The 19,701-nt window shown below is 40.7% G+C and carries 16 protein-coding genes; 12 read left to right on the forward strand and 4 right to left on the reverse strand.

Annotated features, from left to right (window positions below):
* Window positions 1-106: 106 nt before the first annotated feature.
* Window positions 107-2,140 carry a methionine--tRNA ligase gene (gene metG / locus IBT47_RS15735; RefSeq protein ID WP_200561326.1) on the reverse strand — a complete coding sequence of 678 codons (2,034 nt, stop codon included), beginning with the start codon at window positions 2,138-2,140 and terminating at the stop codon, window positions 107-109.
* A 183-nt stretch (window positions 2,141-2,323) separates the two neighbouring features.
* On the opposite strand from metG, the gene apbC reads away from it, so the two are divergent.
* The gene (gene apbC / locus IBT47_RS15740; protein WP_105591362.1) at window positions 2,324-3,424 is read left to right on the forward strand and encodes an iron-sulfur cluster carrier protein ApbC; all 1,101 of its coding nucleotides are present in this window, start codon (window positions 2,324-2,326) and stop codon (window positions 3,422-3,424) included.
* Window positions 3,425-3,463: 39 nt separating this feature from the next.
* Here apbC and IBT47_RS15745 read toward each other — a convergent pair whose 3' ends face one another.
* From IBT47_RS15745 to IBT47_RS15755, 3 genes are all read right to left on the reverse strand, one after another.
* Window positions 3,464-3,712 (reverse strand): hypothetical protein, encoded by a 249-nt coding sequence (locus tag IBT47_RS15745; RefSeq protein WP_200561328.1) that lies wholly within the window; start codon window positions 3,710-3,712, stop codon window positions 3,464-3,466.
* 36 nt (window positions 3,713-3,748) lie between these two features.
* On the reverse strand, window positions 3,749-4,375 hold the full coding sequence (locus IBT47_RS15750) for a trimeric intracellular cation channel family protein (protein ID WP_234471923.1): 627 nt from the start codon (window positions 4,373-4,375) through the stop codon (window positions 3,749-3,751).
* A 109-nt stretch (window positions 4,376-4,484) separates the two neighbouring features.
* Window positions 4,485-4,907, reverse strand: a complete 423-nt coding sequence (locus IBT47_RS15755; RefSeq protein ID WP_200545962.1) for a GNAT family N-acetyltransferase — start codon at window positions 4,905-4,907, stop codon at window positions 4,485-4,487.
* 1,694 nt (window positions 4,908-6,601) lie between these two features.
* Here IBT47_RS15755 and IBT47_RS15760 point away from each other — a divergent pair.
* From IBT47_RS15760 to IBT47_RS15810, 11 genes are all read left to right on the forward strand, one after another.
* A complete protein-coding gene (locus IBT47_RS15760; RefSeq protein WP_200561330.1) occupies window positions 6,602-7,735 on the forward strand; it encodes a polysaccharide export protein in 1,134 nt (377 codons plus the stop codon).
* 2 nt (window positions 7,736-7,737) lie between these two features.
* Window positions 7,738-8,172 (forward strand): protein tyrosine phosphatase, encoded by a 435-nt coding sequence (locus tag IBT47_RS15765; protein ID WP_200561332.1) that lies wholly within the window; start codon window positions 7,738-7,740, stop codon window positions 8,170-8,172.
* A 17-nt stretch (window positions 8,173-8,189) separates the two neighbouring features.
* The gene (locus IBT47_RS15770) at window positions 8,190-10,343 is read left to right on the forward strand and encodes a polysaccharide biosynthesis tyrosine autokinase (RefSeq protein ID WP_200561334.1); all 2,154 of its coding nucleotides are present in this window, start codon (window positions 8,190-8,192) and stop codon (window positions 10,341-10,343) included.
* A 139-nt stretch (window positions 10,344-10,482) separates the two neighbouring features.
* The gene (gene wbaP / locus IBT47_RS15775; protein ID WP_200561337.1) at window positions 10,483-11,913 is read left to right on the forward strand and encodes an undecaprenyl-phosphate galactose phosphotransferase WbaP; all 1,431 of its coding nucleotides are present in this window, start codon (window positions 10,483-10,485) and stop codon (window positions 11,911-11,913) included.
* 95 nt (window positions 11,914-12,008) lie between these two features.
* Window positions 12,009-12,878, forward strand: coding sequence for a glycosyltransferase (locus tag IBT47_RS15780; RefSeq protein WP_200561339.1), 870 nt, complete (start codon window positions 12,009-12,011; stop codon window positions 12,876-12,878).
* Window positions 12,875-13,627 carry a glycosyltransferase family 2 protein gene (locus IBT47_RS15785; RefSeq protein ID WP_200561341.1) on the forward strand — a complete coding sequence of 251 codons (753 nt, stop codon included), beginning with the start codon at window positions 12,875-12,877 and terminating at the stop codon, window positions 13,625-13,627. The genes IBT47_RS15780 and IBT47_RS15785 overlap by 4 nt, the downstream gene beginning before the upstream one ends.
* A 15-nt stretch (window positions 13,628-13,642) precedes the next feature.
* Window positions 13,643-14,710, forward strand: a complete 1,068-nt coding sequence (locus tag IBT47_RS15790; RefSeq protein WP_200561343.1) for a glycosyltransferase — start codon at window positions 13,643-13,645, stop codon at window positions 14,708-14,710.
* 76 nt (window positions 14,711-14,786) lie between these two features.
* Window positions 14,787-16,247 (forward strand): oligosaccharide flippase family protein, encoded by a 1,461-nt coding sequence (locus tag IBT47_RS15795; protein WP_200561345.1) that lies wholly within the window; start codon window positions 14,787-14,789, stop codon window positions 16,245-16,247.
* A gap of 150 nt (window positions 16,248-16,397) precedes the next feature.
* Window positions 16,398-17,381 carry a polysaccharide pyruvyl transferase family protein gene (locus IBT47_RS15800; protein WP_200561347.1) on the forward strand — a complete coding sequence of 328 codons (984 nt, stop codon included), beginning with the start codon at window positions 16,398-16,400 and terminating at the stop codon, window positions 17,379-17,381.
* Window positions 17,382-17,428: 47 nt separating this feature from the next.
* Window positions 17,429-18,319 (forward strand): beta-1,6-N-acetylglucosaminyltransferase, encoded by an 891-nt coding sequence (locus tag IBT47_RS15805; protein WP_200561349.1) that lies wholly within the window; start codon window positions 17,429-17,431, stop codon window positions 18,317-18,319.
* A gap of 58 nt (window positions 18,320-18,377) precedes the next feature.
* The gene (locus IBT47_RS15810) at window positions 18,378-19,601 is read left to right on the forward strand and encodes an EpsG family protein (protein ID WP_200561351.1); all 1,224 of its coding nucleotides are present in this window, start codon (window positions 18,378-18,380) and stop codon (window positions 19,599-19,601) included.
* The last annotated feature ends 100 nt before the right edge of the window (window positions 19,602-19,701 follow it).

Below are 19,701 nucleotides of genomic sequence, written 5' to 3' on the forward strand. Positions count from 1 at the left end.
CAGAACGTTAATCATACGATTAAATGACTTGCTGCGCTACCCGGGCGGGAAGCGTCAGAAATAACAAAGGGGCGAACGGTTGCCCGCTCGCCTCTTTCAGGCCAGCTTATTTAACCTGCTGACCAGGCTGCGCACCGCTGTCCGGGCTGAGCAGGAAGATATCCTTACCGCCAGGGCCTGCGGCCATCACCATTCCTTCGGAAACGCCGAAGCGCATTTTACGCGGAGCGAGGTTTGCCACCATCACCGTCAGGCGACCGACCAGCACCGCCGGGTCCGGATAAGCTGCACGAATACCGGAGAACACCTGGCGGTTTTCCCCACCCAGATCCAGCGACAGGCGCAGCAGCTTGTCGGAGCCGTCAACGAATTCCGCATTCTGGATCAGCGCAATACGCATATCCACTTTGGCGAAGTCGTCAAAGGTAATGGTGTCCTGAATCGGGTCGTCGGCCAGCGGACCGGTTACAGCCGGTTTCGCGGCGGCAGCGGCTTCCTCTTTCGACGCTTCAATCAGGCCGTTAACTTTATCCATTTCAACGCGGTTATACAGCGCCTTGAAGGCCGCAATATTGTGGCTCAGCAGCGGCTGGTTGATGCCTTCCCAGCTCAGTTCCTGATTGAGGAATGCTTCCACGCGATTGCTCAGCTGCGGCAGCACCGGCTTCAGCCAGGTCATCAGCACGCGGAACAGGTTAATGCCCATTGAACAGATGGCCTGCAGATCGGCATCGCGGCCTTCCTGCTTCGCCACTACCCACGGAGCCTGCTCGTCGACGTAGCGGTTGGCCACATCGGCCAGTGCCATAATCTCGCGGATCGCACGGCCGAACTCGCGGCTGGCCCAGGCTTCGCCAATGCTTTCTGACGCATCGGTAAAGGTTTTATACAGCGCCGGGTCCGCCAGTTCCGCAGACAGCTGGCCGCCAAAACGCTTATTGATAAAGCCGGCATTGCGCGAGGCCAGGTTAACCACTTTATTGACGATATCCGCATTCACGCGCTGTACGTAATCTTCCAGATTCAGGTCGATATCGTCGATGCGGGAAGAGAGTTTCGCCGCGTAGTAGTAGCGCAGGCTGTCGGAATCCAGATGCTGCAGCCAGGTGCTGGCCTTAATAAAGGTGCCGCGGGATTTGGACATCTTCGCGCCGTTAACCGTCACATAGCCGTGCACGAACAGGTTGGTCGGCTTACGGAAGTTGCTGCCTTCCAGCATTGCCGGCCAGAACAGGCTGTGGAAATAGACGATATCTTTACCGATAAAGTGGTAGAGATCCGCGTCGGAATCGGTCTTCCAGAACGCATCGAAGTCGATATCGCCGCGTTTATCGCACAGGTTCTTAAACGCACCCATGTAGCCGATAGGCGCATCCAGCCAGACGTAGAAATATTTGCCCGGCGCACCAGGAATTTCAAAGCCGAAGTAAGGCGCATCGCGGGAGATATCCCACTGCTGCAGGCCAGACTCAAACCACTCCTGCATCTTATTCGCCACCTGCTCCTGCAGCGCGCCGGAACGGGTCCAGGCCTGCAGCATGGCGCTGAATTCTGGCAGGTCGAAGAAGAAGTGCTCGGAATCGCGCAGCACCGGCGTCGCGCCGGAAACCACCGACTTCGGATCGATCAGCTCGGTTGGGCTATAGGTGGCGCTGCACACTTCGCAGTTGTCGCCATACTGATCCGGGGCCTTACATTTCGGGCAGGTGCCTTTAACGAAGCGGTCCGGCAGGAACATGCCTTTTTCCGGATCGTAAAGCTGGGAAATGGTCCGGTTTTTGATAAAACCGTTCTCTTTCAGGCGCGTGTAGATCAGCTCGGACAGCTCGCGGTTCTCTTCGCTGTGCGTTGAGTGATAGTTGTCGTAGCTGATATCGAAACCGGCAAAGTCGGTCTGATGTTCCTGACTCATTTCGGCGATCATCTGCTCCGGTGCGATGCCCAGCTGCTGGGCTTTCAGCATAATCGGCGTACCGTGTGCGTCATCGGCGCAGATGAAGTAAACCTGGTTGCCGCGCATTCGCTGGTAACGGACCCAAATATCTGCCTGGATATGCTCGAGCATGTGTCCGAGATGAATGGAACCGTTGGCGTACGGCAGGGCGCACGTTACCATAATTTTTTTCGCGACTTGAGTCATAGTGAGACTTGCTTTACCTGTTGAAAAAGGGGTTTAGATGGTAACCGAAAGCCACTCCCTGCGTAAACAAGGGGTTCATCCACAGGGGGATTTTTACGGCCCCGATTCCCCGGGATAGGGCGGGATCTGATATGCTTAGCGCTATAACGCATTCTTTATTACAGACCAGAACAAGGAGCCGGGATGACGTCACAAGCGAAGCCCGAAGCGCTGCGCGCAATCGTCATGGGGGTGCTGGCCACCTTTGAGCATCCAACCCTGCAGCACAATCTTACCGTGCTGAAGGCGCTTCGACACTGCGCATTAATAGACAACACACTGCACATCGAACTGACTCTGCCGTTTGCCTGGCAGAGCGCATTTGAAACGCTGAAGTCCACCGTTAGCGCCGAACTGCTGCGCCTCAGCGGTGCCTCAGCCATCAGCTGGCGGCTGTCGCTGAATGTCGCCACCCTGCAACGGGTGAAAAACCGCCCCGGGGTGAACGGCGTGAAAAACATCATCGCCGTCAGCTCCGGCAAGGGCGGGGTAGGGAAGTCCACCACGGCGGTTAACCTGGCGCTGGCGCTGGCCGCCGAGGGCGCGAAGGTCGGCCTGCTGGATGCGGACATCTACGGCCCGTCGATCCCGGATATGCTGGGCACCGAAGCGCAGCGCCCCAGCTCGCCGGACGGCAAGCATATGGCACCGATTATCGCCCACGGCCTGGCGACCAACTCTATCGGCTATCTGGTGACTGAAGATAACGCCATGGTGTGGCGCGGCCCGATGGCCAGCAAAGCGCTGATGCAGCTGCTGAACGAAACGCTGTGGCCGGATCTGGACTACCTGGTGCTGGATATGCCGCCGGGAACCGGTGACATTCAGCTGACGCTGGCGCAGAACGTGCCGGTGACCGGGGCAGTGGTGGTCACCACGCCGCAGGATATTGCGCTGATTGATGCCCGTAAGGGGATTGTGATGTTCGAGAAGGTGAACGTGCCGGTGCTGGGCATTGTTGAGAACATGAGCATTCATATCTGCAGCCAGTGCGGCCACCACGAGCCGATCTTCGGCACCGGTGGGGCAGAGCGGCTGGCGGAGCAGTATCACACCCGGCTGCTTGGCCAGCTGCCGCTGCATATCAGCCTGCGGGAAGATTTGGACGACGGCGAACCGACGGTCGTGCGCAGGCCGGACAGCGAGTTCACCACGCTCTATCGCCAGCTGGCCGGTAGCGTTGCTGCGCGTCTTTACTGGCAGGGCGAAGTGATTCCGGAAGATATTTCCTTCCGCGCGGTTTAAACAGATCGCTGTTAACGGGCGGGCATCATCGCCCGGCCGTTACGCCAGACGCACGTGCCGCTGCTGAAATCCGTCCACCATCGAGTAGTCAAAATCTATTTTTCCGGCGTCAAACAGCTCAAGAATCAGCGTGAAATCGTTGTCGGGCGACACGTTGCAGCGATGATTGAGCAGCGTATCCTGCATGATAAAATTCCGGTCGCCACGGGCGATACGCTGCAAATATTGCAACATGCCATAGGCATTTTTACTGATACCTGTCTGTTCGTGAAGGGGTCTGCTGGTCATCGTCTGTACTGGCGTGATCTTATTGCGAAAGGGATATTATAGTCCGTTATGTTTAATGGACGGCAAGCCGATTTTATATTTCAACGCCACCAGCCGTAGCAGTGTGCAGATGATAATCGCCACCCAGGTGCTATAGATATGCGGGACATACCCGGACGAACCGCTTATTTCTATTGCTGCACCGATTAATGCTGCGCTGGCGTAGATATCCTGGCTGAAGATGGTTGGCGGCTTACCGATCATCAGGTCACGCAAACACCCTCCACCAACGGCGCTGACACACCCCAGGAGTATAGACAGCTCAACATTTTGCGTATGCTGCCATGTTTTATTGGCACCAAACGCGGCAAAAAATCCCAGCCCCAGCGCATCAAAAAACAGCGTGGCACGTTCAAATGAAAGGATGAGGCGTTGAAAAAACGCCACGCAGATGACCGCTACGACAATCACCAGCAAATAGCTGAGACTGACCAGACCAGCCGGCGGTAACGTGCCGATGCAGATATCGCGCATGACGCCGCCTCCTATGGCAGTAACCGCCGTCAGTACGAACACGCCAAAAATATCAAAATCCTCTCTTACCCCAGCGGTAGCACCGCTCAGGGCAAAAGCAAAAGTCCCTATCAGATCGATAGTGTGAAAAATATTCAGCATGCCAAACATCCCTTGTCTGCATGAACCAAAATGGAGTGATAAGCCGGGGTGTAAAAAGCAGTAAAATGATGTGTGCAACGCCGCAACAGTCCTGTGCCATAAGTTGCGGTATCAACCCTTAAAGCACAAAGTGCATTAAAAGATACTCACCCTGTTCGCTTTCTCCCTGTGCCACCGTTCGCCATCCATGTTTCTTATAGAAGCTTTGCGCCTGTAAATTCTCGGCCAGACACTTCAACGCGCCGGTCGAGGTGAACGAGCGTTGTACCGCCTGTAAAAGTGCGCTTCCCGCACCGCTTCCCTGCCACTCCGGGTCCACAAACAGGCTGTGCAGGAAGTTATCCTGCTCCAGTACCGCGGCAAAACCCACACGATGACCATCCAGTTCCGCCACCAGGATACGTTCGCCCAGCGTGGCATGGTCAAAATCCTCTAAACGCCAGTCGCTATCGTCCAGCCAGGTCCAGCTGTGCCTGCGAGCAGCCAGAAACAGCGTACGCAGGAAAGGACGATCGGCCTCAGTGTAGGGACGGATAATCATGATCTACAGACTCCTGAAATGAACACGCCGGATGGCAATCGGCAGAGTGTATAGCAAAACTGGTAGCGAATACTCCGGGAAAACAACGCGCAGCAAGGGGGAGGGAGTAAGTTAATGTAGATGCTGAAAATTTAGTTTCAAGCAGAATTGTATCCGCCTTGAATGTCTTTGTGGCAAGATATTAATCTGTTTAACAGGGGGGTGTTGGTGTGAATGAAGTGAGGAAGGACAAAAATGACGAGGCTTTGAATTTAAATACCACGACAAAGCAGTTAAATATCGTGAAAAATAATCCTGGTTGATTAATTTATATGCGCTGGGGTGTGAGTTTTACGAGATTAGGCCTAATGAGAAAATTCCTATTATTTCTGCTGCTAATAATTCCTTTTGCGGCTATCAATATACCTGAGAAATTAAAACCCATTAAAAATCATATGGTTGAAATTTATTTGCTAATGTTTATTAGGATTTATACCATAAAATTTCCACCACTCAGAGCCGTCTGGAAAACGCCTGGATCAGTATATAGCACTCCCAATTGACAGATATTTACCTTAGAATAATTCCAATTCACTAGTACAACTACACCAGCCTGGAACGCGTTCGGAGGCTCTATCCGATCGCGACCTGACCGGGCGTTGAATGTGGTTAATGATTATCGCCGAGTAGCACAGTGCACTGGTAGCTGTTGAGCCAGGGGCGGTAGCCTGCCTGGACGGGTGATATTTTTTAATCAAACAGCCCGCTCGTTTTTACACCGCTACAGCAAATTTAATCATAGTGTCATCTAATTTTCGTATACCTGAAAATTTATAGTTGATAATCAGAAAACGTGCAAAAAAATTCAGATTTATTCCAGCTATAACCACTTGCTATATTTTCTTTTTTTAGATTCTGAATGTACGTCATTGCCAGCTAAAGAAATGATATAGCCGTAAATTTTTTGTATCTGTCTGATTCTAATGATTTTTATTTTTGATTGCTTCCGTGCTGTACATTTTACATCTCAGAATAATGGCTAATCCCATATAAGGATTAAGGATAATTCAGCGCGTTTTACCCTACAAAAAGTTTAATTAAACTCCTCGCTTTAACCCGGGAATGACTTCATTCCTGACCGCAAAAAAACGTAGTACGTGAAATATTAACGGCCTGTCTGAGATGTTTTCAGAGTTATCGCTATTGCAGTCCGAAACCGAAGATAATTTTTAGCGAAAAATTGTGGTTATAAGTGGCCTCATTATCAGGCCTGAAGTAGTATTGTGCTGATTCAAACAGCACGTTTTGATACTTCTGCAAGGCCGGAATTATCAGCATCGACAACACATTTTTTACAGTGTGCACACGTAACACAGCATCCTGGGGGGATGCACAGGGGGAAATCTAAGCATATGAGAGCAACAGCAGCGCCGTCTGTTCCACTTTTAGCCGGTAGAACTCTACCCGAAGCAATACACCCCTTTCGCCACTGTGGCTGCGGTCACGATGTGATACCAGGATGGGCTCCCAGAATCACGGTAACTTTTCATAACGTTTTGGCTATGGTTGGTAAAGAGACCCGATAGAGCATTCACCATCTAAGCTCAGGCTATTTATTGCTGCTGAATGCAGCAGATAAAAATGACGACTGTTAGTAATTACGCCCAAAACGGATACTGGCAGATAACTCTCTTATTCATTGATGATATGAACTTATGACGAAGAAATATTTGAAACTTTCGGTGGTTGCAGCAGCAATTGGGTTATTAAGTGGTTGTACCGTGATACCTGGGCAGGGCTTGAGCACGTCTGATAAGGATGTGATCCAGTCACAGGATAGCGATTTTGATATTAACCTCATGGTCAATGTATTCCCAATGACGCCTGGCTTGATCGATCGCCTTCGTCCTGAACCGGTAGTTTCAAGGCCGAATTTCGAGCTTGACGCTTTGTTAAACAACTACGAATATCGTGTTGGCGTTGGTGACGTACTTATGGTGACCGTATGGGATCACCCTGAACTAACTACCCCAGCAGGGCAGTACCGCAGTGCGAGCGACACTGGCAACTGGGTCAATGCCGACGGCACCATTTTCTATCCTTATATTGGTAAGGTGCAGGTTGCAGGCAAAACCCTGGCGCAGATTCGACAGGAAATAAGCAGCCGGCTGACCACCTATATTGAAAGTCCACAAGTTGATGTCAGCATTGCGGCGTTCCGTTCGCAGAAAGCCTACGTAACCGGTGAAGTGATTAAATCCGGCCAGCAGGCGATTACCAATATCCCGTTAACGGTGATGGATGCAATCAATGCCGCGGGTGGCCTGGCCCCGGATGCCGACTGGCGCAACGTGGTGCTGACCCACAACGGTCAGGAATCAAAACTTTCCCTGTATGCGCTGATGCAAAAGGGTGATCTAACCCAGAATAAGATGCTGTATCCTGGAGACATCCTGTACATTCCGCGTAATGACGATCTGAAAGTGTTCGTTATGGGCGAAGTGGGCAAGCAGTCGACACTTAAAATGGACCGCAGCGGTATGACACTGGCTGAAGCATTGGGTAACTCAGACGGCATTTCGCAGGCAATGAGTGATGCACAGGGCATCTTCGTTATACGTCAACTAAAAGGGGATAAAAATGGCAAAATTGCTAACATTTATCAGCTTAATGCAAAAGATGCGTCAGCTATGGTTCTTGGTACTGAGTTCCAGCTACAACCTTACGATATTGTCTATGTTACGACAGCCCCGATTGTACGCTGGAACCGTGTTATCTCCCAGCTGGTACCGACTATAAATGGCGTACATGATATGACTGAAAACGTACGTTATTTCAGGAACTGGTAATCATGTTCAATTCAATCCTAGTGGTATGTACGGGGAATATTTGCAGATCGCCGATAGCCGAAAGAATGCTGAGGCGTGCTCTACCTGCAAAAAAAGTTGATTCAGCTGGTGTGGGTGCGTTAGTGGGGCATGCTGCTGAAGCTTCTGCAACTGAGGTGTCTGAAAAGCACCAGTTGTCATTAGCTGACCATCAGGCACAGCAGTTTACTGGCCCCTTGGGCAGAAAATACGATCTTATCTTGGTGATGGAACAGCACCATATTGAGCAGGTTACTTCTATTGCGCCAGAAGCTCGTGGAAAAACGATGCTAATTGGTCACTGGCTTGAAGGTGTTGAAATCCCAGATCCGTATCGTAAAAGTATGGAGTCCTTCGAGTATGTATATCAGTTGCTAGACCAGGCATGTAATAGCTGGGTTCGTAAACTGGGTGGTTAACTTTAGGAAATTAATGTATGTCTTCCGTATTATCAAATAAACCGGCTAACCCGGATGCTGACGAAATCGACCTTGGACGACTGATTGGTGAGCTGCTTGACCACCGAAAATTGATTATTACTGTAACTGCAGTATTTACCTCTTTAGCTATTTTATATGCATTGTTTGCAACTCCGATTTACCAAGCCGATGCTTTAGTGCAAGTTGAGCAAAAACAAGGTAACGCTCTTCTTAATGATCTTACTCAAATGCTGCCTAACAGCCAACCAGAGTCCTCACCTGAGATATCGTTAATGCAGTCGCGCATGATTCTTGGCAAGACTGTTGATGATTTGAATCTACAAGCAGTGGTAGAACAGAATTATTTCCCATTATTTGGCAGAGGTTGGGCGCGTTTGACAGGGCAAGTGCCAGGGGAGATAAGCATTGATCGCCTTTATGTAGGAAAACAAGATGGTAAAGTACCTGAGCTTACTTTGACTTCAATTGGCGATAATCGCTATACCTTAACAGGTGGAACATATCAGCTTGAGGGAAGAGTTGGGGAGTTGCTTGAAGCTAATGGAATATCTTTATTAGTAAGTGAACTTCAAGCAGTACCAGGTACCTCCTTTACAGTCAACTACCTGAGTCGGTTAGATGCAATAAACTTGTTATTGCTGGATTTTAATGCCCTAGATAAGGGCAAAAACACGGGAATGCTTAATCTATATTTGACCGGTGATAACCCCGACCTAGTTCAAAAAACATTGAGTAGTATTACTGACAATTATCTTGCTCAAAACATTGCCCGGCAGGCTGCTCAAGACACAAAAAGTTTAGATTTTCTGCAGAAACAACTTCCCCAGGTAAGGGGAGAATTAGATACAGCTGAAGATAAGCTCAATGCGTATCGTAAGCAAAAGGATTCAGTTGATTTAAATTTAGAAGCGAGATCGACATTAGATCAAATCGTAAATGTTGATAATCAATTGAATCAGTTAACATTTCGTGAGGCTGAAATATCTCAACTTTACACAAAATCACATCCGACATATAAAGCACTAATGGAGAAACGAGAAACTCTTCAGCAAGAAAAAGGTAGGTTAAGTAAGCAAGTATCTGCAATGCCAGCTACTCAGCAAGAAGTGTTGCGATTGAGCCGTGATGTTGAGTCAGGTCGTGCTGTGTATATGCAATTACTTAACAGGCAGCAGGAACTTAATATAGCAAAAAACAGTGCTATCGGTAATGTCAGAGTCATAGATGATGCAGTGACAGCTCCAAAACCAGTTAAACCTAATAAAAAGTTAGTAGTATTAATTGGCATGGTTTTAGGGGCAATGATAGCTGTGATGTTAGTATTTCTACGAGTGTTCCTGCGTAGAGGTATTGAATCACCTATGCAATTAGAGGAAGTTGGAATAAATGTTTATGCGAGTGTACCGGTTTCAGAGTGGATTGCTCGAAAAAAACCAAAGCGTAAATCTAAACAAAATAACTTAAACTTCCTTGCTATAGATAATCCCACAGATCTAGCTATTGAGGCCATCCGTAGCCTAAGAACAACATTACACTTTGCAATGATGGAGGCTGGAAATAATATACTGATGATTTCAGGTGCCAGTCCTAATGCAGGTAAAACATTTATTACTTCTAACCTTGCTGCAGTCCTTGCTCAGGGTGGTCAGCGAGTGTTATTTATAGATGGAGATATGCGAAAAGGATATTCTCATCAAATTTTCAAAAATAGCGTGGATTTTGGCCTTTCAGATATCTTATCTGGTAAATCCAAAATAGATAGCTCAATAAAAAAAGTATCGGAAGCTGGTTTCGACTTCATATCTCGAGGGGTAATACCACCAAACCCTGCTGAACTATTGATGCATTCCCGTTTTGAGGCGCTACTGCAATGGGCAAGCGAAAATTATGATTTAGTTCTTATTGATACGCCTCCAATTCTAGCTGTGACTGATGCTGCAATTATTGGCAGATATGCAGGAACAACGTTACTTGTAGCCCGATTTGAGCAAAATACAACAAAAGAATTAGAGGTAAGCGTAAAACGTTTTGAGCAGAGCGGAGTTAAGATTAAAGGTTGTATATTGAATGGTGTAGTTAAAAAAGCAAGCAGCTATTACAGTTATGGTTATACTGAATATAATTATTCCTACAAAAATGAAACTAAATAACTAAAGAGCCCGTATTCCGGGCTCTTTAAATTAAAATAATTTCTTAGAATAAAAAACTAAGAAAGTGCACTTGTAGCTAGTTATTTCTAATTAATTTTCAAATAATCAACATTCCCGAGAGGGAAATGGTGGGGAAACCATGACACGCGTAACCCGCAACCTATGGGTCAGTATATTACTAGGGCTATCTGATTTTATTGGCTTCAGTATGGCAATTTACATTGCTATGGGACTTCTAAATCTTAGTGTTAAGCATTTAGATGAATATATTCCAGCTGAAGCTGCTGAAGGCTGGATTCAATTACATTGGATCTTAGCTATATGTTGTGTCGCATGGTTCGGAATGCGATTGAGGCATTACTTTTACCGTAAAACTTTCTGGTTTGAATTAAAAGAAATATTGCGAACGTTGGTGATTTTTTCGTTTTTCGAAATGGCGATCCTTGCATTTTCGAAATGGGATTTTTCTCGTTATTTATGGCTTATGACATGGGTTATTGTATTGATTATGGTACCTATGTTTCGTATGCTGACTAAATCCCTATTAATTAAAACAGGATTATGGCGTCGAGACGCTATTATAATTGGTAGTGGAAAAAATGCCGTTGAAGCATATAAAGCTATTACAGGTGAAAAAAACTTAGGGTTTCATGTTGTTGGTTTCATTAATACTCAATCCAGTCTAGCAAAAAATGAGACTCTGGAAGGAGTGCGTCTGATCAATGAGGATACCAATTGGTTGAGCGCGGGTATAGATAAACGCATGCAGTTCATAGTTGCTGTGGAAAATAATGAAGCAGAAGTTAGAAACGATTGGTTAAGAGAGTTCATGTTAAAAGGTTTTCGCTATGTATCGGTCATACCGACGTTAAGGGGAATGCCATTAGATAGCACTGATATGTCCTTTATTTTCAGTCATGAAGTTATGATTTTTCGTGTTCATCAAAGTCTTGCAAAATTTTCTTCTAGATTTCTAAAGCGCTCATTTGATATTGTCGCATCATTAGGTATCATTATTGTATTATCCCCTTTACTTTTATATGTTTGCTATAAAGTAAAAAAAGATGGTGGTCCCGGAATTTATGGACATGAGCGAATTGGAAAATTAGGGAAAAAATTCAAATGTTTGAAGTTTCGATCTATGGCAGTAAACTCAAAGGAGCTATTGGAAGAACTTCTAGAAAAAGATCAATTAGCTAAGGCCGAGTGGGATGAAACTTTCAAATTAAAAAATGATCCTCGGATTACAAAAATAGGTCATTTTCTTCGTAGAACAAGTATGGATGAGTTACCTCAATTGTTTAATGTTCTTAGAGGGGAAATGAGTTTGGTTGGGCCTAGACCTATTATTCAAGAAGAGTTAGAAAGATATCGGGAACAGGTTGATTACTATTTGATGAGTAAACCTGGAATGACTGGATTGTGGCAAGTCAGTGGCAGGAGTGATGTCGATTATGAAACTCGTGTATATTTTGATGCGTGGTATGTGAAAAACTGGTCGATGTGGAATGATATAGCTATTTTATTCAAAACTGTTGGTGTTGTTTTAAAAAAAGATGGTGCATATTAATTTTGAGATTATAAAAAAACTGGATTAAAATTATGCCAATAAAATACGGCAATGTTCATTCAGTTAAACCCATAACTTTTTTTAGAAGGAATAAAATGAACGAATTAGTAACAGTTTATATTACTACACATAATAGATCAGCTATGTTAATTAGAGCGGTCAACTCGGTATTGAATCAGAGTTATAAATATATCGAAATAATTATAAGCGATGATGGGTCTACTGATGATACAGAAGAAGTCGTCAAAGGACTAATCAAAAGTAATGTTAAAATACGTTATGTAAGAAGCTCTGAGCCGAAAGGTGCTTGTCATGCAAGAAACTCTGCTATAAATATAGCTAAAGGCGAATATATCACAGGCTTAGATGATGATGATGAGTTCTCAGTAAATCGTGTAAGAGAGTTACTGGAAGTTGCTAAGGAAAAGGAAAAATATAGTTTTGTATCAAGTGGTATTATAAAAGTAGAAAAGAAAGGGACTGTTCGAAATTATATTCGATCACGTGAAATTACGGAAGAAATGATTAAAAACTCTAATTGTGTAGGTAATCAGATTTTCATCAGAACAGAGTATTTAAAGGGAGTTGGTGGATTTGATGAAAGCCTGAAAGCTTGGCAAGATTTTGACTGCTGGTTAAGGATTATTTTGAAATATGGAACAGCTTATAACTGTGCATTGTTTAATTATATAATGCATACTGAGCATGAAAATGGTCGAATTACAAATAGCCCTAAAGTTACTGGTGCTGTAGAATATTTTCTAAAAAAACATAAAAATGTTCTAACTAAAGCTAATGTTAAAAATATCAGATTTAATTATATTTTGTATTACACTAATAAAAATAAATTTTTTGAATTAATAAATCACTTCTCCAAACAAACTTTGACTTTGTATTGTAGATTTTTGTTAAGTCACTATTTTTCATTTGTTAAAAATCTGTTTAATATGAAGGTGTCACAGTGAGTGAGCAGTGGAAAGTTGCGATAATTATGCCAATGTATAATGCTAAAGATTATATAGACAGGGCAATATTCTCGGTTATTAATCAAACATATACAAATTGGGTTTTATACATTATTGATGATTGCTCAACAGATGATTCTTATGATTATGTAAAGAATAAATATAACAAACAGGATAATATAATTCTTGTTAAAAATGAAAGGAATAAAGGTGCTGCAATAACTAGAAATGTAGGCCTTAAAATGTGTCAGGAAAACGTAGTATGTTTTATAGATAGTGATGATGAGTGGCTGGAAAATAAGCTTTCGCTACAAATTAGCTCGATAAAAGCAGGCTATAGAATTGTAATTGGTAACTATCTTTACAAGAGTAAGAATGAATATTATATTAAGCATTCATCTAATATTTTAACTCAATATCAATTTTTAAAAAAACAGTATAGAGTGTGTTTTTCATCGGTCTGTATCAATTTCGCTCATGAAGAGAAAGAGTATTTTAAAAAAATCGGACATGAAGATTTTGAGTTTTTGAATAGATGTTTCGATAGATTTGGAACTAGTTATGTGGTCAGTGAAATTGTTGCCAAATATCACTGCCAAGAAAATTCACTATCCTCAAATAAAATAAAAGCAGCAAGATGGCATTTTAACATTTTAAAAAATGAATTTGGTTACTCTCTTCCTCAAACGATATATTACTTCTTCCATTATTTTTACAACGCACTGAAGTTCAGTAAGAAATATCGATAACAATTCGGAATTAAGATGAAAAAAGTAGCTATTGTAATAGGTGATGCATTTTCTTATGCAGGAACTGAAAATGTTTGTAATTATATGACAGATTGCTTGGGCGATGATTGCTTAATCAATATTTTATCTTTATCGGGTAATGGTAAGCCTTTCTATCCATACCAAAAAGTTAATAAAATAATTACTTTCAATGATTACAAGAAACCATTAATTGAAATTAAAAAAAATATTCTCGAAAATGATTACGATACTGTTTTTGTTGTAAGCATGGGAAAACTAAGTTTTTTATTCAGACTTTTGTTTTTGACTGATTTTTCAATTAAAAGACGAACCAGATTTATAGCCTGTGAACATATAGCATTTGACTCTTTTAATATGGCAATTAAACTCTTAAAAATATTATCTTTAAAGTGGTATGATTTAGTTGTTGTGTTAACAGATCTGGATAAAGGGAAATTTTTGAAAGCGGGTGTAAAGGTTGTAAAAATTAACAACCCAATACACTTCAGGTACCATGTAAAAGAACAAAGATACTTTACTGCATTATCTGTAGGGAGATTGAATAACCAAAAAGGTTTTGACAGATTGTTGAAGATATGGTCTATATTTTCTAAGGGAAATGATAATTGGGTATTAAACATAGCAGGCGATGGAGAATTAATGGATGAATTGAAATCGTTAGCAATTGAATTAGGCATTGAAAATAAAGTAAATTTTTTAGGGAAAATTAACAATTTAGAAACATATTATAAACAAAGTGATGTTTTTCTTATGACGTCTAGATATGAGGGGCTCCCAATGGTTTTGTTGGAAGCTAAATCATGGTCTTTACCAGTGATTGCATACGACTGCCCAACTGGCCCTCGAGAAATTATCAACAATAATACTGACGGCTATTTGATAAAAGATGATGACCATGTTTCTTTTATCGAGAAGTTGAATGAGATTTCAGTTTCTGATGCTACTTTGTATGAATTAAGTGCATCAGCATCTGAAACATTCAAGCCCTTCGATTCCGAAATGGTAAAACTTCAGTGGCGTTCAATCATAAGTGCAAGTCATTTCAAGAATGATAATAATTAAAAATATAATCTATAAATATCATGTTGAAAATTATATTGCCAACCCGACAATTAAGTAAAGCGATTAAAGGTTTAGTATGTCAATCGGAGAAAAATCCAATTCAAAATCCAGCAAAGTTATTGGGATTTTATGGTATTTCATTAGCGCACTATTTCCAGCATTGAGTTCTTTTATCATTTTCTCTTTAGCCACGAGACAAATATCTCCATCACAATTAGGATCGGTTTCACTAGCACTAACCATAACAATTTTTCTTATTAGTTTATGTGGTAGCGGGTTTGGAGATGCTTTAATACAAAGAAAAGATATTAATAAAAAACACGTATCCAGTGTATTTTGTCTTCTTTTGATTTTATCAGTGTCTTTATATACATTCAGTCTATTATTTGTCTATACAATACCTCTTGAATCTTTTGATCCCCTCTTTAAAACTGCATATGTATTATTTGGGATAAAGTTGATACTAGATGTCTGCGCAACCCTACCATTATCCTTATTAACTAGGCAAATGGAGTTTAAAAAAATAGGCATTAGGACAATGGTTTGTTCAGCTGGAGCAACATTGGCTTGTATACCTATCTTGTATCTTGGTGGTGGTGTATGGGCAATAGTATTTAGCCAAATCACATCGTCAATCATTAGTTTTATCATTTTATGGTCATCTTCTCATATAAAACCCAATTTAAAATTTTGTATTGAATCATTCAATGATGTGAAAAGCTTCGGAATAAAAACAACATTGGCTAAAATAGTTTCATCAATGAATTTAGATAATCTCGTGATCGGGGCTTTTGGGAATTTACATACACTCGGAGTTTATACATTTAGTAGACGTATTTGTAGTGTTTTTACAGACGTTATAGCAGGAGCAATGTCAAATGTATCCTATCCTTTATATTCATCTTTACAGCATGATAAAGTGCGATTGAATGAGGTTTTTTTAAAGACAACGTTTGTTTCTACACTAATTAGCCTTCCTGCATTTACTGGGTTGTTCTTGTTATCTGATTATATAGTTCCTTTGATATTCGGTAGTCAATGGGCGGTCGCCGTTTTTGCAATAAAGTGCTGCTGTTTTATTGGCTTTATATCATGTATTGGAGTTTTGCAACTATCCCTGATCAAAGGTCTCGGGAGAACAGGTTGGATTTTGAAGTATCAATTGTTCCAGCAAATCACAACAGGTATTTTAGCTTATGTATTCTCTGATTTTGGAGCAAACGCAGTAATGCTCGCAATAACAATAAAGACATATATCGTATGGCCTTATACAATCTTCTATGTATCTAAAATATTAAACTTGAATGTTTTAATTCATTATTTGAAATCACTTTCGAAACCGATATTTGCAACAGCAATTATGGTTTTGATATTCCATTTGATGGGTTACTTTTTCCCTTCAATGAAAGAAAATGTTATATTTTACATAGTTGTACAGATTTTCTGTTGTGCACTTTCTTATATTTTATTAGTTTTAGCTATTTCTCGAAAAGATATTTCAGAGATGATCTCCACCTTCAAAACAAAAAAAAGCTAACATGATCAAGATGTAAGTTTATGAAACTTGATTTTATCATTGGAGTAAAGTGCTAAGTAAGATAAATAATTAATTATTCTTTTATTTAAAATTCTATAGTCTTAACAAAAAAAGAAATTAAGTAAGCCATGTTAAATAGGGTGAACGTTAATGAAAGTTGAATATTTTAATTCGAAATTAAATTTCGGTGATGAGTTAAATTCATGGTTGTGGGACTATTTTTTGGGTGATACTAAAAATATTTCTGACTGTGATTATTTTGTACCAGTGGGGTCATTATTATGTGATTGGTTTTTAGAAAGAGTCGGTGACAAGAAAACAGTTATCTTTTCAAGTGGTGCAGGTTATGGAGATGTAGCTGATTTAAAAAAGGAAAATATTAAAATTATTGGTGTAAGAGGTACCCTCACTGCACAAACGTTAGGACTTGATGAGTCATTGGCTATAGGAGATGGAGCAGCGCTTATATCTTTAGTGCCAGAATTAAAAAATAGCGAAAATCTTGAAAATGAGATCAAGCCAGTTATATTTATACCTCATCATGAATCATTGGATGATTTCGATTGGGAATCGATTTGTAACGCAGCGGGAATAATGTTCGTTGACCCTAGAAATACTTCTAAATACGTTGCCGATAAAATTATAAACTCTAAACTTGTGATTGCTGAAGCTATGCATGCTGCTATTTTTTCTGATGCACTAAGAGTTCCCTGGGTTCCGATTGTTACTACGCATAGAATTAACACTTTTAAATGGATGGATTGGCTCTCCATGTATAATTTAAAATATTCACCTACTTATATTGGATCACCTTCTCTTATTTTAGAAATCGAAAATAAAATTAGAATTAGTACCAACACATCTTTGTTCAATAAAAATAATGACTTGTCCTTTTATAAGGACAATGTATTTAATGGTTCTAACTTTAATCTTAAACGAAAAATTTGCGCTGCATCATGCATGGTTTTAAGAAGCTTACATAATATCTCGCCGAAATCGAAAGGGCTAAGAAGTAGTGTGGTCATTAAATCAATGATAGATGCAAAAAACCAGGCTGGTAATTTGTCGGAAGATGAGGTTTTCTTAAAACGAGTTGCTGTTATACATAACAAACTTCTTGGGTTGAAACCCTAATAATGTAATGGAAATTAGTTCTGATGAAAGGATGATTACTGATTCTTATGAGAAAAATATTTGCACTTACATGTCACAAGCTTACAAACCCATTAATTCATACAGTCACATACCTTTCATCATTCAATGAAAACATTGTCCTTATTCATCTTGATAAAAAATCTGCGATTGATGAGTTTATCTTTCTTGAGTCAAATAATGTTATTTTCATTCCGGATAGGCATGACTTAGTATGGGGTGGATATTCTCAGATTTTAGCAACTATATCTTTGCTTCGTTTTGCGACAGGAGTACCAGACGGTTTTGAATATTTCTTCTTGATTTCTGGAGATGATATTCCTTTGATAAGTGTTGAGAAAATGAATCTTTTCCTTTGTGAGAATTATGGTTTGGAATTCGTTCATTTTCAAAATGGAAAAAATAAAATCGTAGATCCGTATGAGCGGGTTAAATATAAATACTTTAGTATTCATCATGGAAGAAAAAAAAATTTTCTCCATAAGGTGTTAATTAAACTACACCATATTTTAAAGTTTTTATTTATAAATAAGGATTTCGTTAAGAATTTAGAACTCTATCCGCCAATGTATAAAGGTATTAACTGGATCGGAATAACAAATGAGATGGTTAGTTACGTTATAAATTATGTAAACAAGAACCCATGGTACCTTCATTCATTCAAGTATTCATTGTGCGCAGACGAGGTTTTCTTTCATACAATAATTAATACTAAACCTGATGCTGTTTTTTATTTTAATAGCAATGCAATTAATAACGCTTTGCGTTACATTGATTGGAATAGTGGTCCTGAGTATCCTAAAGTCTTAGGTCAAAATGATATTGAAAATATTAAATCCGAAAGTCTTGCATTTTTTGCGAGGAAGGTATCTTCTGATATTGATATAAAAATACTCAAAGACATACTTGTTGAAGAATGAAAATATTCTTGCTATAAATCTTTAGCTACATTGATTATAAACATAAGCGAATCGTCCTATGAAAGTAAATAAGGATTTTGTTGTTGGGTTTTCAGTTACTTTTCTTATTCCTTTTTTAGGTGTCATATATACTTTTTTGAAAGTGAATAGAAAAAATTATAATATGATGCTGGCCAACATTTTTCTGTTTGTTTTTTTTATTACTTTAAATTTGTATCCCTACCAAGATCTTTATCGAAGATATATCGAAACTTATTATATTTACAACTCGCAAACAACTTTAACGCAAGCTATAGACGGACATGTTGATTTCACTTTTTATATATTATCGCTTGCAATAAAAAAAATCGGAATTCCTTTTCCTTTCCTCCCAGCATTTATGTCCGCACTCAGTGTAACTTTGTTCATTAAATCAATTTTATCAGGTGTTAATGAGCTATCTACCGATCGTGTCGTAAAGTGGGTAGTTATACTTGGCTTCTTACTTTTTCCAACAATCCAATTAGCGTTAGGTGTACGCTGGGGAATGGGGATCTCTTTGTTGATGTATGGTTATTTTTCTTTGTATAATAAAGGTAAGAAGTTCTTTGGCTTGACTGTCATACTAATATCAATCCTTACGCATTTTTCAATGGTTATAATAGTACCTGTTTTGATATCAGCTTCATTTATTAGACTTAATAGATTCAGTTTTTTGATGCTGTCAATAATGTCTGCATTTTTAAGCACAACATTATTGCCCTTCCTCCTTTCCAAATTAGGCATTTTGGGTAGCTACGCGAGTGTAGGGTATGGTTCGGATTCCGAATTGAATGAAGTTGGGAACTTGAACTCCATAATAGCAACAGGTATAGGTTTCGTTTATACCGCTTATTTCACCTTTTTGGTTATGATTAAATGGAAGTTAGTTGAATCTGAATATTATCTGAAAATAAGAAATGTAGCCTTAATAACTTTCGTTTTTACATGTCTCTCTGCAATATCGTTGGTTGCTTTCAGACGATACACTAATGCATTGTACTTTCTTTTCATCGTGTGTGTTTATTTTCATTATTGTTTGCATGTTAACTCAATAAAGAAAATGGTTGTGATGGTTTCTCTTTTTGCATTTTTATTCAGCGGTTTGTTCTTGCAGAGAAGACCAATTCTACTCAGTGAGTTATGGAAAGGGCTGTACACACCAGCTGTTTTCTACAGTTTACTCACAACTGAAAAGTACAATTCCTATCTAATGAAAATAGATGATGATGGTGATTGGAAAGGTAATAAAATAAATAAGTAATTTCTTTTCCCATAATGTTAATTTATTGAATGTCAATTTTTATATAGTTTAACTAACTAACTAACTAACTAACTAACTAACTAACTAACTAACTAACTAA

It is taken from the genome of Erwinia sp. S43 (genome assembly GCF_016624745.1).
GTDB classification, from domain to species: domain Bacteria; phylum Pseudomonadota; class Gammaproteobacteria; order Enterobacterales; family Enterobacteriaceae; genus Erwinia; species Erwinia coffeiphila.

Coding starts and splice junctions, on each gene's coding strand:
- metG (WP_200561326.1), bottom strand. CDS start 2,140: ATGACTCAAGTCGCGAAAAAAATTATGGTAACGTGCGCCCTGCCGTAC.
- apbC (WP_105591362.1), top strand. CDS start 2,324: ATGACGTCACAAGCGAAGCCCGAAGCGCTGCGCGCAATCGTCATGGGG.
- IBT47_RS15745 (WP_200561328.1), bottom strand. CDS start 3,712: ATGACCAGCAGACCCCTTCACGAACAGACAGGTATCAGTAAAAATGCC.
- IBT47_RS15750 (WP_234471923.1), bottom strand. CDS start 4,375: ATGTTTGGCATGCTGAATATTTTTCACACTATCGATCTGATAGGGACT.
- IBT47_RS15755 (WP_200545962.1), bottom strand. CDS start 4,907: ATGATTATCCGTCCCTACACTGAGGCCGATCGTCCTTTCCTGCGTACG.
- IBT47_RS15760 (WP_200561330.1), top strand. CDS start 6,602: ATGACGAAGAAATATTTGAAACTTTCGGTGGTTGCAGCAGCAATTGGG.
- IBT47_RS15765 (WP_200561332.1), top strand. CDS start 7,738: ATGTTCAATTCAATCCTAGTGGTATGTACGGGGAATATTTGCAGATCG.
- IBT47_RS15770 (WP_200561334.1), top strand. CDS start 8,190: ATGTCTTCCGTATTATCAAATAAACCGGCTAACCCGGATGCTGACGAA.
- wbaP (WP_200561337.1), top strand. CDS start 10,483: ATGACACGCGTAACCCGCAACCTATGGGTCAGTATATTACTAGGGCTA.
- IBT47_RS15780 (WP_200561339.1), top strand. CDS start 12,009: ATGAACGAATTAGTAACAGTTTATATTACTACACATAATAGATCAGCT.
- IBT47_RS15790 (WP_200561343.1), top strand. CDS start 13,643: ATGAAAAAAGTAGCTATTGTAATAGGTGATGCATTTTCTTATGCAGGA.
- IBT47_RS15795 (WP_200561345.1), top strand. CDS start 14,787: ATGTCAATCGGAGAAAAATCCAATTCAAAATCCAGCAAAGTTATTGGG.
- IBT47_RS15800 (WP_200561347.1), top strand. CDS start 16,398: ATGAAAGTTGAATATTTTAATTCGAAATTAAATTTCGGTGATGAGTTA.
- IBT47_RS15805 (WP_200561349.1), top strand. CDS start 17,429: ATGAGAAAAATATTTGCACTTACATGTCACAAGCTTACAAACCCATTA.
- IBT47_RS15810 (WP_200561351.1), top strand. CDS start 18,378: ATGAAAGTAAATAAGGATTTTGTTGTTGGGTTTTCAGTTACTTTTCTT.